Annotated in this window: 11 protein-coding genes and 1 pseudogene; 11 read left to right on the top strand and 1 reads right to left on the bottom strand. The window is 62.2% G+C overall.

The genetic code is table 11. From position 1 onward, the window contains the following. Nucleotides 1–47: 47 nt before the first annotated feature. The 11 genes and pseudogenes from glpD (at nt 48) to WNZ15_RS10590 (ending at nt 12,321) form a co-directional block, all read left to right on the top strand. Nucleotides 48–1,568, top strand: a complete 1,521-nt coding sequence (gene glpD, locus WNZ15_RS10640; RefSeq protein WP_342892948.1) for a glycerol-3-phosphate dehydrogenase — start codon at nt 48–50, stop codon at nt 1,566–1,568. 94 nt (nt 1,569–1,662) lie between these two features. Continuing rightward, complete coding sequence (gene glpK / locus WNZ15_RS10635) at nt 1,663–3,156, top strand: glycerol kinase GlpK (RefSeq protein WP_342892947.1); 1,494 nt, start codon at nt 1,663–1,665, stop codon at nt 3,154–3,156. A 297-nt stretch (nt 3,157–3,453) separates the two neighbouring features. Further along, nucleotides 3,454–5,058 carry an ABC transporter substrate-binding protein gene (locus tag WNZ15_RS10630; protein WP_342892946.1) on the top strand — a complete coding sequence of 535 codons (1,605 nt, stop codon included), beginning with the start codon at nt 3,454–3,456 and terminating at the stop codon, nt 5,056–5,058. A 117-nt stretch (nt 5,059–5,175) separates the two neighbouring features. After that, a complete protein-coding gene (locus WNZ15_RS10625; protein ID WP_342892945.1) occupies nt 5,176–6,183 on the top strand; it encodes an ABC transporter permease subunit in 1,008 nt (335 codons plus the stop codon). A 93-nt stretch (nt 6,184–6,276) separates the two neighbouring features. Beyond that, nucleotides 6,277–7,128, top strand: a complete 852-nt coding sequence (locus WNZ15_RS10620) for an ABC transporter permease subunit (RefSeq protein ID WP_342893198.1) — start codon at nt 6,277–6,279, stop codon at nt 7,126–7,128. Nucleotides 7,129–7,132: 4 nt separating this feature from the next. After that, on the top strand, nt 7,133–7,969 hold the full coding sequence (locus WNZ15_RS10615) for an ABC transporter ATP-binding protein (RefSeq protein ID WP_342892944.1): 837 nt from the start codon (nt 7,133–7,135) through the stop codon (nt 7,967–7,969). A gap of 3 nt (nt 7,970–7,972) precedes the next feature. Further along, the gene (locus WNZ15_RS10610; protein ID WP_342892943.1) at nt 7,973–8,803 is read left to right on the top strand and encodes a dipeptide ABC transporter ATP-binding protein; all 831 of its coding nucleotides are present in this window, start codon (nt 7,973–7,975) and stop codon (nt 8,801–8,803) included. A 194-nt stretch (nt 8,804–8,997) separates the two neighbouring features. After that, complete coding sequence (locus WNZ15_RS10605) at nt 8,998–9,351, top strand: metalloregulator ArsR/SmtB family transcription factor (RefSeq protein ID WP_342892942.1); 354 nt, start codon at nt 8,998–9,000, stop codon at nt 9,349–9,351. Between the two features lie 20 nt (nt 9,352–9,371). Beyond that, nucleotides 9,372–9,779: pseudogene (locus WNZ15_RS10600) on the top strand (arsenate reductase ArsC); the annotation flags it as partial. A 14-nt stretch (nt 9,780–9,793) separates the two neighbouring features. Then, nucleotides 9,794–10,843, top strand: coding sequence for an ACR3 family arsenite efflux transporter (gene arsB / locus WNZ15_RS10595; RefSeq protein WP_342892941.1), 1,050 nt, complete (start codon nt 9,794–9,796; stop codon nt 10,841–10,843). A gap of 236 nt (nt 10,844–11,079) precedes the next feature. Next, complete coding sequence (locus tag WNZ15_RS10590) at nt 11,080–12,321, top strand: FAD-dependent oxidoreductase (protein WP_342892940.1); 1,242 nt, start codon at nt 11,080–11,082, stop codon at nt 12,319–12,321. A gap of 232 nt (nt 12,322–12,553) precedes the next feature. On the opposite strand, the gene WNZ15_RS10585 is transcribed toward WNZ15_RS10590, so the two are convergent. Further along, nucleotides 12,554–14,992 carry a Tex family protein gene (locus tag WNZ15_RS10585; protein ID WP_342892939.1) on the bottom strand — a complete coding sequence of 813 codons (2,439 nt, stop codon included), beginning with the start codon at nt 14,990–14,992 and terminating at the stop codon, nt 12,554–12,556. Nucleotides 14,993–15,296 lie beyond the last annotated feature (304 nt).

Below are 15,296 nucleotides of genomic sequence, written 5' to 3'. Positions count from 1 at the left end.
TCACTTCATGTCGAAACGCGCAATTTCATTTAGCCGGAGTCCGGATCATGGCGGCTGATTACGATCTTCTGGTCATCGGTGGGGGCATCAACGGAACGGGCATCGCCCGGGATGCGGTCGGGCGCGGGGCGTCGGTGCTGCTTGTGGAGATGGGCGACCTGGCAGGCGCCACGTCCTCTGCTTCGACCAAGCTCATTCACGGCGGCCTGCGGTATCTGGAATATTACGAGTTCAACCTGGTCCGCAAGGCGTTGAAAGAGCGCGAAGTGCTCTGGCGCAACGCACCGCATATCGCCTGGCCGCTGCGGTTTATCCTGCCGCATCACAAGGACCTGCGTCCGGCCTGGCTGCTGCGCATGGGCCTGTTCCTCTATGACCATCTGGGCGGACGCAAGCTGTTGCCCGCAACGAAGACCGTCCGGCTCGACCAGCCGCCGTTTTCGCAAGGGCTGAAGAAGCTGTTTCGCAAGGGGTTCGAGTATTCCGACTGCTGGGTGGACGATGCCCGGCTCGTCGTACTGAATGCCCGCGATGCCGCGGACCGCGGCGCGGATATCCGCACCCGGACCAGATGCATTTCGGCGCGCCGGGACGGCGGGGTGTGGCGGGCCGTGCTGAAGGATCTGGCGAGCGGCGAGGAAAAGACGGTCACGGCAAATGTGGTCGTGAATGCCGCCGGCCCGTGGGTCGCCGACATGCTCAACGGTGTGGTCGGCTCCAACAGCAGTTCGCGGGTGCGCCTGGTCAAGGGCAGCCACATCATCGTGCCGCGCCGGTTCGAGCACGACCGCTGTTTCATCTTCCAGAACGGCGACGGCCGGATCGTTTTCGCCATTCCCTACGAGACCGACTTCACCCTGATCGGCACGACCGACGTCGATTATCAGGACGACCTGGGCAAAGTGGAGATTTCGCAGGACGAAATCGACTACCTGTGCAGGGCCGCCAGCGAGTACCTGGAAACTCCTGTCACGCCCACCGACGTGGTGCACACCTATTCGGGGGTGCGGCCGCTCTATGACGACGGGGCGGAGGACGCGAAGGCCGCGACCCGGGATTATGTGCTGGAACTGGATGGCGGCGAAGACACGCCGGTGGTCCTGTCGGTTTTCGGCGGCAAGATCACAACCTACCGCAAGCTGGCCGAGCAGGTTCTGGAAAAGCTGGAACCGTTCCTGCCGTTCAAGCGCGGTGTGTGGACGGCCGCTGCGCCCCTGCCGGGAGGCGATTTCAAGGTGGACGCGGTCGATGCGGAGGTCGCGCGGCTTGAAACGGACTATCCGTTCCTTGACACTGCCTTCGCAACCCGGCTGATCCGCCACTATGGAACGGACGCGCGGAATCTGCTCGGTGACGCGCAAAAGCTTTCGGACCTCGGACGCCAGTTCGGGCACACTCTTTTCGAACGCGAAGTCAGGTGGCTGATGAAACGTGAATGGGCGCGGACGGCGGAGGATGTCTTGTGGCGGCGCACCAAGCTGGGCCTGCGGCTCAGCCGGGAGGACGCCGGGGAGCTGGACACTTTCATGGCCGGCTGCCTTGCCGGGCAGGCCGGCGCTGCGGCATAGTTTTCTCAAACCGGCGCACATGAGCTTGTGCGAAACCCGCCGGGCATCATCGGTGGTTTCCTCGGATTGAACAAGAATAACGGGAGGTGCGGCCATGGCCGGAAGCGTGTTGGCGATTGACCAGGGCACAACGTCAAGCCGGGCCATTGTGTTCGGCGGCGATTTTCAACCCCTCAGCGCGGGGCAGCAGGAATTCCAGCAGCATTTTCCGAAATCGGGATGGGTGGAACATGTGCCCGCCGATATCTGGACCAGCACGCTCAGGGTCTGCCGGGAAGCGTTGGAAAAGGCTCCGGACGGTGGCGCGGATGTGGTGGCGATCGGCATAACAAACCAGCGCGAAACCACGCTGATCTGGGACCGGTCCACGGGCGAGCCGGTCTATAACGCCATTGTCTGGCAGGACAGGCGAACCTCGGATTTCTGCGCGGCGCTGCGGGCAGACGGTCTTGAAGAGGCCTTCAGCGCCAGCACCGGCCTGCTGCTGGATCCTTATTTTTCCGGAACGAAGATCGCCTGGATCCTCGACAATGTCGATGGGGTGCGCGCGCGCGCCGAACGGGGCGAGCTGGTCTTCGGCACGGTCGACACCTGGTTGATCTGGCAGCTCACGGGCGGCCGGGTCCATGCGACGGATGCCACCAATGCGGCTCGAACGCTGATCTACAACATCCACGACAACGCCTGGGACGCGGCGCTGTGCGCTCATCTGAACATTCCGTTGAGCCTGCTGCCGGAGGTCAAGGACAGCGCCGATGAATTCGGCGAGACCGACCCCGAGCTGTTCGGCCGGGCGATCCCGATCACGGGTGTGGCGGGTGACCAGCAGGCGGCGACGGTGGGCCAGGCCTGTTTCAAGCCGGGCATGGTCAAGTCCACCTATGGCACGGGCTGCTTTGCCCTGATGAACACCGGCAAGACGCCGGTCAGGTCCCGCAACCGGATGCTGACCACGATCGCCTACCGGCTGAACGGCGAGACAACCTACGCCCTGGAAGGGTCGATCTTCATCGCCGGGGCGGCGGTGCAATGGCTGCGCGACGGCCTCGGCCTCATCGAGAATGCAGGCGACACGCAGTCTCTCGCCGAGCAGGCGGATCCGAATCAGGAAGTCTATCTGGTGCCGGCCTTTGTCGGGCTCGGTGCCCCCTACTGGGACGCGGACGCCCGTGGCGCCCTGTTCGGCCTGACCCGCAACACCGGTCCGAAGGAGATTGCCCGGGCCGTGCTGCAAAGTGTCGGCTACCAGACCAGCGACCTGATCGAGGCGATGCATGCCGACTGGCCGGACGCCGGGCGTCCGGTGCTCAGGGTCGATGGCGGCATGACCGCGTCCGACTGGACCATGCAGTTTCTGGCCGACATTCTGGGGGCGCCGGTCGACCGTCCGACAGTTGCCGAGACAACCGCGCTCGGGGCTGCGTGGCTGGCCGGGTTCAAGGCCGGAATCTGGCCGGGTCCCGAGGCCTTTTCAGCGGAATGGAAGCTGGAGAAACGGTTCGAACCGCACTTACAGGAAAGTGATCGGTCCCGGTTGCTGACCGGTTGGCAGGACGCGGTAAGAAGAACGCGATCAACGCAGGACTGACGCCGACCAGAAGCTCTCTCGCAAGAGAGAGCTTTTTGTTTTCAACTGGTTACATAAATCCCCAAAATCAGTTCCGTGGCAGTATCAGTTTCCATTCCAAAGCGCCTGCGGTGTTAAAAAATTACGGCAGCAACTCTTACCTAGCAAAAAAATTTCAAAAAACGACATAAATTAGAAATATGCTGGCGGTTGATTTTCTGCCAAAAAAACGCCTTAGTTTGCGCTGGCTTGGGCTTAACTCCTTTGCACGTTCAATGATGCAAGGCCCTCGCACTTCATCAAGGGGAGAACAGTTTGATGAATTTCCAAAAAACCTTGAAGGCAACCCTTCTTGGTGCCAGTCTCGCCGTGATCGCGGCAACCGGTGCTTCCGCAAAAAACCTGGTTTATTGCTCGGAAGGATCGCCTGAAGGCTTCGATACCGCTCTCTACACCGCCGGGACCACGTTCGATGCTTCTTCCAAGCCGCTCTACAACCGGCTTGTCGAGTTCAAGCGCGGCACGACCGAAGTGCTGCCGGGCCTCGCCGAAAGCTGGGAAGTTTCCGAGGACGGTCAGGAATACACCTTCACGCTGCGCAAGGGCGTCAAGTTCCACACAACGGAATTCTTCACGCCGACCCGTGATTTCAACGCCGACGACGTGATCTTTTCCTTCGAGCGTCAGCTGAAGAAAGACAGCCCCTGGCACGAGTATACGCCGGGCACCGCCTGGGAATACTTCAACGGCATGTCCATGCCGGACCTGATCAAGGAAATCGTCAAGGTTGACGATTACACCGTGAAGTTCGTTCTGAACCGTCCGGAAGCGCCGATGATCGCCAACCTGGCGATGGACTTCGCTTCCGTTCTGTCGGCCGAGTATGCGGCCCAGCTCGAAGCAGCCGGTACCAAGGAACAGCTGAACCAGGAGCCGGTCGGCACCGGCCCGTTCTCCTTCGTCGGTTACCAGAAGGATGCCGTGATCCGCTACAAGGCGCATCCGGACTACTGGAACGGCCAGCAAAAGATCGACAACCTGATCTTCGCCATCACCCCGGATGCCGCCGTCCGCCTGCAGAAGCTGAAGGCCGGCGAATGTCATGTCATGCCGTATCCGGCGCCGGCTGATGTTGCCGATATCCAGGCCGACAGCAATCTGACCCTGATGGAACAGCAGGGCCTGAATGTCGGTTACCTCGCCTACAACACCAAGGTGGCTCCGTTCGACAAGGCGGATGTCCGCAAGGCACTGAACCACGCGATCAACAAGCAGGCGATCCTCGACGCCGTGTTCCAGGGCTCCGGCCAGGCGGCGAAGAATCCGATTCCGCCGACCATGTGGTCCTACAACGATGCGATCGAGGACGACGACTACAACCCGGAGCTGGCCAAGGAAATGCTGGCAGCCGCCGGTGTCGAAGACCTGTCCATGAAAGTCTGGGCGATGCCGGTGCAGCGTCCGTACAACCCGAACGCACGGCGTATGGCGGAAGTCATTCAGGCCGACTTCGCGAAGGTCGGTGTGAACGTGGAGATCGTCTCCTACGAATGGGGTGAATACCTGTCCCGTTCCAAGGATGTCGACCGCGACGGTGCCGTCCTGCTCGGCTGGACCGGCGACAACGGCGACCCCGACAACTTCCTGGCCGTTCTGCTCGGCTGTGACGGTGTCGGCGGTTCCAACCGTGCCCAGTGGTGCAACGACGAGTTCGAAGCACTGATCCAGAAGGCCAAGACCGTGACCGACAAGGCGGAGCGCACCAAGCTCTACGAAGAGGCACAGGTCGTGTTCAAGGACCAGGCTCCGTGGGCAACCATCGCGCACTCCGTCGTCTTCATGCCGATGTCCTCCAAGGTCACCGGTTACGTCATGGATCCGCTCGGCGGCCACTGGTTTGACGGCGTCGACGTTGCGGAGTAAATCCGCCTGATCTCAGGGAGGCGCTGGCAGCGATGCCAGCGCCTTCAGTCATTCTGACCGGGGGATGCCTCATGGCTCATGACGGTATCCGCCGGTTCTTCGTATCTGGAACCTGACATGCTGCGCTTTCTTCTAGGTCGTCTGGGCCTGCTGATACCGACATTCATCGGTGTCACCCTGGTCGCCTTCTCCTTCATTCGATTGCTGCCAGGTGATCCGCTCGACCTTCTGGCGGGCGAGCGCGGAATCTCCGATGAGCGCAAAGCCGAACTCATGGCGCAGATGGGCTTCGACAAGCCGCTGTGGCAACAGTATTTCGACTATGTTCTCGGCGTCTTTCAGGGCGATCTCGGCACCTCCTTTGCCTCGAAGAAGCCCGTTCTCGACGAATTCATGACGCTGTTCCCGGCGACCGCCGAACTGGCACTTTGTGCCATCATTCTTGCGGTCTGCATCGGTATTCCCGCCGGTATCTTCGCGGCCGTGAAGCGCGGCTCGGTCGCCGATCAGGCGATCATGGGCACCGCGCTGATCGGCTATTCGATGCCGATCTTCTGGTGGGGCCTGCTGCTGATCATCCTGTTTTCCGGCATCCTGCAATGGACCCCGGTCTCGGGCCGCATCTCGCTGATGTATTTCTTTCCCTCGGTGACCGGCTTCATGCTGATCGACAGCCTGCTGTCGGGGGAAAAGGGCGCGTTCCTGTCCGCGGTCCGTCACCTGATCCTGCCCTCGATCGTGCTGGCGACCATCCCGCTGGCCGTGATCGCACGCCAGACCCGGTCTGCAATGCTTGAGGTTCTGGGCGAAGATTACGTGCGGACGGCCCGTGCCAAGGGCCTCACTCCAAAGTCAGTGATCGGATTGCACGCACTCAGAAATGCGCTGATCCCCGTGGTGACGACAATCGGTCTTCAGGTTGGAGTTCTTCTGGGCGGCGCCATCCTGACCGAGACGATCTTCTCCTGGCCCGGCATCGGCAAGTGGATGCTCGACAGCATTTCGCGACGGGACTATTTCGTCGTGCAGGGCGGTCTCCTGCTGATTGCCGGGATCGTCATGCTGGTCAATCTGATCGTGGATATTCTTTACGGCCTGATCAATCCGCGTATCCGCTATAATTGAGCCGAGGGACCAGACATGACGAATACCTCCCCGGCCGCCAAGGCCGACACTGCCAAACTCGAAGAAGAAAGCCGCAATGCCGTCAAGGCGCGGATGACCGAGTTCTGGTACTATTTCTCGCAGAACAAGGGCGCCGTGGTCGGTCTTGTTGTGTTCACCCTGCTGGTGCTGATGGCGGTGTTCGCGCCCCTGATCGCCCCGCATGATCCCGACGTCCAGTATCGCGACAGCTTCCTTGTGCCGCCGGTCTGGGAAGACGGCGGCAAGTCCGCGTTCCTTCTGGGAACCGACGCGGTCGGCCGCGACATGCTCTCCCGCCTGATTTTCGGCGCCCGGTTCTCGCTGTTCATCGGTGTGGTCGTCGTCACCATCGCGCTGGTCGGCGGCATCGTGCTCGGGCTGATCGCGGGCTACGTGCGCGGGGCAGTGGATACCTTCATCATGCGGGTGATGGATATCATCCTTGCGTTTCCCTCGCTGTTGCTCGCGCTGGTGCTGGTGGCGATCCTGGGCCCGGGGCTGACCAATGCGATGATCGCGATCGCCCTTGTCCTGCAACCGCATTTCGTGCGCCTGACCCGCGCCGCCGTGCTGTCGGAGCGCTCCCGCGACTATGTGGTCGCGGCGAAGGTCGCGGGTGCCGGGCACGTGCGGCTGATGTTCAAGACCATCCTGCCGAACTGCCTTGCGCCGCTGATCGTTCAGGGGACCCTGTCGTTTTCCAACGCCATCCTGGATGCGGCGGCTCTCGGCTTTCTGGGCATGGGCGCACAGCCGCCCACGCCCGAATGGGGCACCATGCTGGCCGAAGCACGCGAGTTCATCCTGCGCGCCTGGTGGGTCGTTACCTTCCCGGGTCTTGCCATCCTGATCACCGTTATTGCCATCAATCTGGTCGGCGACGGCCTGCGCGATGCGCTCGATCCGAAACTGAAGAGGAGCTGAGGCAATGCCGCTTCTTGAAATCAGGAACCTGAAAGTCGAGTTCGACACGGCCAGGGGATCGTTCAAGGCACTGGACGGTGTCGACTACACGGTCGATGCCGGTGAAGTTCTGGCGATCGTGGGCGAGAGCGGATCGGGCAAGTCCGTCGCCATGCTGGCGGCCATGGGGCTGTTGCCGGGCACCGCGACGATCACCGCGGACAAGATGGACTTCGAAGGGCTCGACCTCAGGACCCTGTCGGCCAGGGAACGCCGGAAGGTGATCGGCAAGGATATCTCGATGATTTTCCAGGAGCCGATCGCGAGCCTCAATCCATGTTTCACCATCGGTTTCCAGCTCGGTGAAACCCTTAAGGCGCACACGCAGCTGAAGGGACGGCAGATCAAGGAGCGGGTGATCGAACTGATGACCTCGGTCGGCATTCCCGACCCGGCGAGCCGGTACAATGCCTTCCCGCACCAGATGTCGGGCGGCCAGTGCCAGCGGGTGATGATCGCCATGGCGATTGCCTGTTCGCCGAAGCTGCTGATCGCCGACGAGCCGACGACCGCGCTCGATGTGACCATCCAGAAACAGATCCTGGATCTTCTGGTCACGTTGCAGCAGGACAGCGGCATGGGCCTCATCATGATCACACATGACATGGGCGTCGTGGCTGAAACCGCCGACCGGGTGATCGTTCAGTACCAGGGCCGCAAGATGGAGGAAGCCGACGTGCTGTCTCTCTTCGAGAACCCACAGAACCCCTACACCAGGGCATTGCTTTCGGCATTGCCGGAAAATGCCACCGGCGACCGGTTGCCGACCGTGAGCGACTTTGCCGAAGCGGGAGGGTTCTGAGACATGTCCGACGACGTTATTCTCAAGGTCCGCGATCTCTACCGGACCTATGACATCAAGGGCGGCCTGTTCAGGAAGCCGACCACGCTGACGGCCGTCAAGGGCGTCAATCTCGATGTGGCGCGCGGCAGCACACTGGCGGTTGTCGGTGAGAGCGGCTGCGGCAAGTCCACACTTGCGCGCATGCTGACCATGATCGACGCACAGACGTCGGGGACCATCGAGATCGACGGCCTGCCGATCGACATTTCCCGGACCGGGATCTCCAGGGAAATGCGCCAGAAGGTGCAGATCGTGTTCCAGAACCCCTACGGTTCGCTCAACCCGCGCCAGAAGATCGGCCACGTGCTGGAAGAGCCGCTGCTCCTGAACACCGACACGCCGTCGGCGGAGCGGCGTGACCTTGCGCTGGAAATGCTGCAGAAGGTCGGCTTGCAGCCGGAGCATTACGGCCGCTATCCGCACATGTTCTCCGGCGGCCAGCGCCAGCGCATCGCGATTGCGCGCGCGATCATGATGAAACCGAAGCTGCTGGTGCTCGACGAACCTGTCTCCGCGCTCGATCTGTCGGTGCAGGCACAGATCCTCAACCTGCTGGCCGACCTGCAGGAAGAGATGGGCCTGACCTACGTGTTCATCTCCCACGATCTGTCCGTGGTCCGTTACATCGCCGACAAGGTCATGGTGATGTATTTCGGTGAGGTGGTGGAATACGGCACGCGGGAGGAGGTCTTCGAGACCCCTCAGCACGCGTACACCAGGACCCTGTTCGCGGCGACACCGAAGGCGGACGTGGACAGCATCCGGAAACGCCTGGCCACCAAGGCGGCGTGAACGGGGCTGTCGTCGCCGGACAGGTTCATCGTTTCTCGGCTTCAAGCAGGCTCCCGGAGATTTCCGGGAGCCTTTTTTCAGATGATCACCGCATTCAACCGTAAAGGCCGTGGGCGAGCGGACAAAAGAACAGCGCCTTGCGAAAACCGGCGGTAGAGGATTGATTTGTTCGATATTTCGGGTATTCTCGAATTATGAAAAAAGAAGATGCCCTGAACGCATTGGCGGCGCTCGGCCAGGAAACACGCCTCGACGTCTTTCGCCTGCTGGTGAAGGCCGGACAGGAGGGCATGTCCGCGGGCGCGATCTCCGATGCGCTCGAGGTACGACCGAACACCCTGTCGACCCACCTGGGTGCCCTGTCCCGCTCCGGTCTTGTGCGCGCCGAACGGGACGGTCGCTCGATCTGTTACCGGGCGAACCTGGAGACCATGGAAGTTCTGGTGACCTACCTGCTGCAGGACTGCTGCGGCGGCAATCCGGAGCTCTGTGCTCCTTTCGTCAACATGGCGAACCCGGTGTCGGATGACGATGCCAAGGGGCGCTGAATTTCCGACATGGTGCGCTTGTGAAAAAACGTAGTGTCCTGTTCGTCTGCACGGCGAACTCCGCCCGTTCGATCCTGGGCGAGGCAATCCTGCGCCACGCGGGGCAAGGCCGTTTCGAGACATTCTCGGCCGGTTCGACACCGACAGGCACGGTCAATCCCTACGCTCTGGACTGTCTTGAGCGCAAGGGGCTCCCCACCGGCGGTTTCCGTTCCAAGAGCTGGGAAGAATTCGCAGGGGCGGGCGCAGCCGAAATGGATCAGATCATCACCGTTTGCGACAGCGCCGCAGGAGAGGCCTGCCCCGTCTGGCCGGGACATCCCGCCGTGCTTCACTGGAGCATACCCGATCCGGCAAACGCCAGGGGAGCCGAGAGCGACATCAGGGCTGCCTTTGACGAAGCCTATAGCCTGCTTGAAAGCCGTATTGAGAAAGAGTTGTTATGAGCCAGGAAACCTCCTCACCCATGGGCCTCTTCGAGCGATATCTGTCGCTCTGGGTTGCCCTGTGCATTGCCGCCGGCGTCGGTCTCGGCGCTGTCTTTCCGGAAATTTTCCAGACGATCGCGTCGATCGAATATGCCAGCGTCAACCTCGTCGTCGCCGTCCTCATCTGGGTCATGATCTATCCCATGATGGTGAACGTGGACTTTGCGTCCCTGAAGGACGTCGGCAAGAAGCCGAAAGGCCTGTGCATCACCATCGTCGTCAACTGGCTGATCAAGCCGTTCACGATGGCGGCGCTCGGGATCCTGTTTTTCGAGCATGTCTTTGCCGGCCTCGTCGATCCGCAGACCGCGAAGGAATATATCGCGGGCATGATCCTGCTCGGCGTCGCGCCCTGTACGGCCATGGTGTTCGTCTGGAGCCAGCTGGTCCGCGGCGATGCCAATTACACGCTGGTGCAGGTCTCGATCAACGACATCATCATGGTGTTCGCCTTCGCGCCGATCGCGGCACTGCTGCTTGGTGTGACCGACATCGTTGTTCCGTGGCAGACCCTGCTTCTGTCGGTGGTTCTTTATGTGATCATTCCGCTTATCGCCGGGTACTTCACACGCAAGGCGCTGGATGGAACGGGCAATGACGCGCGCATTGCCGAGTTCACGGCGAAGATCAAACCGTTTTCCGTGATCGGCCTGCTGGCGACGGTCGTTCTGCTGTTCGGATTTCAGGCGCAGACGATCCTCGAAAAACCGATGGTCATCGTGCTGATCGCGGTGCCGCTGCTGATCCAGAGCTATGGCATCTTCTTCATTGCGTATGCCTGGGGGTATTTCTGGCGTGTGCCGTTCAATACCGCTGCTCCGGCTGCGCTCATCGGAACCTCGAACTTCTTCGAGCTCGCGGTTGCGGTCGCCATCAGCCTGTTCGGGCTGAATTCAGGCGCGGCGCTGGCAACGGTCGTGGGCGTGCTGGTGGAAGTGCCGGTGATGCTGTCCCTCGTGGCCTTTGCCAACAGGACGCGCTCTCATTTTCCGGCGGCCGCATAGGCGGCGCTGACGCACCGGTCCAGGCTGAACATTGCGCGGGCAGTGTTCAGCCTCTCGATTGGTTCCATTCGGGTACCTGAATTGATGACGCGGTATTTTCCCTGCTTCCCGGGCCATTGCTTCGCTTTGCGTATCGGATGCGATTGACACCACGCCCCACTTGACCAAAAACTCCCCGGCCGGGGAAGGACGCTGACCCGGATTTCGATTTCAGGCAGGGGCGGGCATCAAAGTTCATGAGCAAGGCAAAGGTCCATGTGGTCGGCGCCGGGATTGTCGGACTGGCAACAGCGGCAAGCCTGGTGCAGCGCGGCTACGAGGTCACGATCATCGACCGGGAAGGGCCGGCGGCCGGTGCCAGCCAGGGCAATGCGGCGGCGATCGCCTGGACGGACGTGGCGCCCATGGCCTCGCCGGGACTGTGGAAGCAGGCACTCAAATGGCTTGCCGATCCGCTCGGACCCCTGACGGTGCGGCCCGCCTATGCGCTGAAAATTCTTCCCTGGATGCTGCGGTTCATGGCCGCCTCGAACCCGCGGCGCGTGGCCCGCAGCACCGAGGCGCTGGTGGACCTGAACAGCGCGGTGGTGCCCGCGTGGGAGCGATTGTGGCGCGTGTCCGGCACCCACAACCAGGTCCGCAGGGACGGCTGCCTGCAGCTTTTCGATGCGTTGTCGAGCCTTGAAAGGGCGCGGGGCCGCTGGGCGGAACAGCGTCTCTACGGGATCGAGGTCGAGGAACTTGATGCGGGGGCCTTGCGGGCACTGGAGCCGGATCTGTCCGAACGGGTCGTCGGGGGCGCGCTGGTGCCGGGCTGGATGCAGGTCGACGAGCCGAAGCAGCTTTGCCTTGCACTCGCGGACTGGCTGCGCGGCCAGGGCGTGGCTTTCGCGGTCGGCGAGGTGGCTGGCCTTCAGCCGAACGCGGCAGGGTGCGATCTGGTGCTGAAGGACGGCGGCCGGATCGCGTCGGAGCGGGTTGTCATTGCCTGCGGCGCCTGGTCGAAAACCCTTGCGTCCCGGCTGGGTGACAAGATCCCGCTCGATACCGAACGCGGCTACAACATCACCGTGCCGGAACCGGGTGTTTTGGTGAAGCGCATGATCATGCTGCCCGGCCACGGTTTCGTGATGACCCCGCTGTCGACAGGTCTGCGCGTCGGCGGCGCGGTGGAGTTCGGCGGTCTCGATCTGCCGCCGAACTGGAACCGCGTCGAGGCCATGACCGCGAAAGCGCGGTTGTTTTTCCCGAATCTCGATACGGCGGGCGGCAAGCGCTGGATGGGGTTCCGTCCATCCCTTCCCGACAGCCTGCCGGTGATCTCCCGGGCCAGCCGCCACGACCGCATCTTCTATGCCTTCGGCCATGCTCACCACGGACTGACCCAGTCTGCGATCACCGGCGAGATGATCGCCGACATGATCGAGGGCAAGACACCGGCGGTCGATCCGGCGCCGTTCGCGGCGAACAGGTTCTAACGGAAGGGTTTCCCGAGACTTGCCCCCACCCCTAACCCCTCCCCACAGGGGGGAGGGGGATTTGGCCGGGAACCTTCGTCACCACATTGATTTTCAGCGGCGTTCAATTTGTGAAATTGCCAAGGCGGTTCAGCGCGCACCCCCACTCCCCCTTGTGGGTTGGGGGTGGGGAGGGGGTGGGGTGGGGTGACTGCCGTGCCGGAGACGGAAGTGCAAGGGGAGTTGCACCAGACTACTTCTTCTTGTTCATCGCCGCCGCCAGGGCCGCAGCCATGGCATTGTTGCCGCCGTCGCTGCCGGAAGCTTTCGGCGGGCTACCTTTCCCGCCGCCGGGGCCGCCACGGGGAGCATTGCCGCCGGGGCTTTTTCCGCCCGGACCGCGTCCGCCGTCACCTCGTCCTCCCGGACCGCCCCGGTTCTGCGGGGTGCGTTCGCGCTGCTCCTGGTAATCGGCCTGGGACTTCATGGTCATGGAAATGCGCTTGCGCGGCACGTCGACGTCCAGAATGGTCACCTTGACGATGTCGCCGGCCTTGACGACCTTGTGCGGGTCGTCGACGAAGCGGTCGGCGAGCTGGGAGACGTGCACCAGACCGTCCTGATGAACGCCGACATCGACGAAGGCGCCGAAGTTGGTGACATTGGTGACCGTGCCTTCCAGCTTCATGCCCGGTTTCAGGTCCGCGATTTCCTCGACGCCGTCCTGCAGGGCCGCGGTCTTGAATTCCGGACGCGGATCGCGGCCGGGCTTTTCAAGCTCCGAGAGGATGTCCTTCACCGTCGGCAGGCCGAATTTCTCGTCCGTGAACTCCACCGGATCGAGGCCACTCAGCAGAGACGCATCGCCCATGATCTGGCGCACATCGCGGCCACAGGCCTTCACGATGCGCTTGGCCAGTGGATAGGCTTCCGGATGCACGGAAGAAGCGTCGAGCGGTTCCTTGCCGTCATTGATGCGCAGGAAGCCGGCGCAGAGTTCAAAGGCCTTGGCGCCGAGACGCGGCACCTTCTTGAGCTGGGACCGGCTGTCGAAACGGCCAATCTCTTCGCGGTGTTCCACGACGGCTCGGGCAAGGCTGTCCGACAGGCCGGAAATGCGCGACAGCAGAGCCGGGGAGGCGGTGTTGAGATCGACGCCGACGGCGTTCACCGCATCCTCGACAACCGCGTCGAGGGCGCGGGCAAGCCGGGTCTGGTTGACGTCGTGCTGGTACTGGCCGACGCCGATTGATTTCGGCTCGATCTTGACGAGTTCGGCGAGCGGGTCCTGCAGGCGACGGGCGATCGACGCCGCGCCGCGCAGGGAGACATCGACATCCGGCATTTCGGCAGACGCGAGCTCGGAGGCGGAATAGACCGATGCGCCGGCCTCGTTGACGATCACCTTGACCGGCCTTTGCGCCGCGGGAATGTCGGCCAGCACATCGGTGGTCAGCTTGTCGGTCTCCCGGCTGGCGGTGCCGTTGCCGATGGCGATCAGGCCGATCTTGTGTTTGGCGATGAGCGCCTGAAGCACCGCGCGGGAGCCGGAGATATCGTTGCGCGGCTGGAACGGATAGATGGTGGTGGTGTCGACCAGACGGCCCGTGTCATCGACCACGGCCACCTTGACGCCGGTGCGGATGCCCGGATCGAGGCCGAGCGTCGAGGTGGCGCCGGCCGGGGCGGCCAGAAGCAGATCCTTCAGGTTGCGCGCGAACACCTGGATCGCCTCTTCCTCGGCCTTGTCGCGCAGCACGCCCATCAGGTCGAGTTCCAGATGCAGGGCCAGCTTTACTTTCCAGGCGAAGCGCGCGACCTCCATCAGCCACTTGTCGGCGGGGCGGCCCCGATCGGCGATGGCATAGGTGTCGGCGACCATCCTGACGGCGGGCAGAACCGGAGAGACGTCGTCGGCGTCGACGGTCAGATCGACGGAAAGTATGCCTTCATTGCGGCCGCGGAACAGGGCCAGTGCCCGGTGGCTCGGGATCTTCGACCATTTTTCCGAATAGTCGAAATAGTCGGCGAACTTGGCGCCCTTGTCGGCCATGCCGTCGATCAGCTTCGACTGGACGATGCCGCGCTCTTCGATATGCCTGCGCAGGCGTCCGACCAGTCCGGCATTTTCCGCAAAGCGCTCCATCAGGATCTGGCGCGCGCCGTCCAGCGCGGCCTTGGTGTCGGCAATACCGGCGGTTTCGTTGAAAAAAGCGGCAGCTTCGGCTTCCGGGTCCCTGGACGGATCCGACAGCAACAGGTCAGCCAGGGGTTCCAGTCCCGCCTCGCGGGCGATCTGGGCCTTGGTGCGGCGCTTCTTCTTGTAGGGAAGATAGATGTCCTCGAGCTGGGACTTGGTTTCCGCCGCCTGAATGGCCTGCTTCAGTGCGTCGGTCAGCTTGCCCTGTTCATCGATGGACTTGGCGATGGCGACGCGCCGGTCTTCCAGTTCACGCAGATAGATCAGCCGTTCTTCCAGCTTGCGCAACTGGGTGTCGTCGAGGCCTCCGGTCGCCTCCTTGCGGTAGCGTGCGATGAACGGCACGGTCGCGCCTTCGTCGATCAGCTGGACGGTGGCATTGACCTGTCCACTCTTGCAGCCGATTTCATCGGCGATCCGCTGCGCGATGCGCAAGGCGGTCTCATCGGGGGAAACGGATCGCTTGGGTTCGGATGCTGTGACGATGTCCATGGACGCAGATGCTTTCAGGTTTGAAATCCGGACCGCAGAAGATACGCCTCCTCAAGGAGACGGGAAAGGCAAGCGCGGGTCCCGTCCACTGACAAATTTCGCAGCTTTTCAGGCCGCTCGGCCGCATTGGGTGACCTGCGTGAACCGGGTGCAAACATGTTCCCGTATCGATGCCGCGGCTTCCCGGAAGGAATTTTGCCTCCTATGGTTGAATTTTCCGGAATCTTGTACGCACTGCAACGAAAAATGTGTTCACAGTCGCGAAAACGTCGTTATTGTTGAGTTCCAACTTCACGATTTCACT

It is taken from the genome of Roseibium sp. AS2, from assembly GCF_038900065.1.
Classification (GTDB): domain Bacteria; phylum Pseudomonadota; class Alphaproteobacteria; order Rhizobiales; family Stappiaceae; genus Roseibium.
Note: the sequence above shows the minus strand (reverse complement) of the source record. Positions and strands in the feature narration are given on the sequence as shown.

What these genes read in the sequence shown, in the direction of transcription:
- glpD (WP_342892948.1), top strand. Translation starts at nt 48, where the DNA reads ATGGCGGCTGATTACGATCTTCTGGTCATCGGTGGGGGCATCAACGGA.
- glpK (WP_342892947.1), top strand. Translation starts at nt 1,663, where the DNA reads ATGGCCGGAAGCGTGTTGGCGATTGACCAGGGCACAACGTCAAGCCGG.
- WNZ15_RS10630 (WP_342892946.1), top strand. Translation starts at nt 3,454, where the DNA reads ATGAATTTCCAAAAAACCTTGAAGGCAACCCTTCTTGGTGCCAGTCTC.
- WNZ15_RS10625 (WP_342892945.1), top strand. Translation starts at nt 5,176, where the DNA reads ATGCTGCGCTTTCTTCTAGGTCGTCTGGGCCTGCTGATACCGACATTC.
- WNZ15_RS10620 (WP_342893198.1), top strand. Translation starts at nt 6,277, where the DNA reads ATGACCGAGTTCTGGTACTATTTCTCGCAGAACAAGGGCGCCGTGGTC.
- WNZ15_RS10615 (WP_342892944.1), top strand. Translation starts at nt 7,133, where the DNA reads ATGCCGCTTCTTGAAATCAGGAACCTGAAAGTCGAGTTCGACACGGCC.
- WNZ15_RS10610 (WP_342892943.1), top strand. Translation starts at nt 7,973, where the DNA reads ATGTCCGACGACGTTATTCTCAAGGTCCGCGATCTCTACCGGACCTAT.
- WNZ15_RS10605 (WP_342892942.1), top strand. Translation starts at nt 8,998, where the DNA reads ATGAAAAAAGAAGATGCCCTGAACGCATTGGCGGCGCTCGGCCAGGAA.
- arsB (WP_342892941.1), top strand. Translation starts at nt 9,794, where the DNA reads ATGAGCCAGGAAACCTCCTCACCCATGGGCCTCTTCGAGCGATATCTG.
- WNZ15_RS10590 (WP_342892940.1), top strand. Translation starts at nt 11,080, where the DNA reads ATGAGCAAGGCAAAGGTCCATGTGGTCGGCGCCGGGATTGTCGGACTG.
- WNZ15_RS10585 (WP_342892939.1), bottom strand. Translation starts at nt 14,992, where the DNA reads ATGGACATCGTCACAGCATCCGAACCCAAGCGATCCGTTTCCCCCGAT.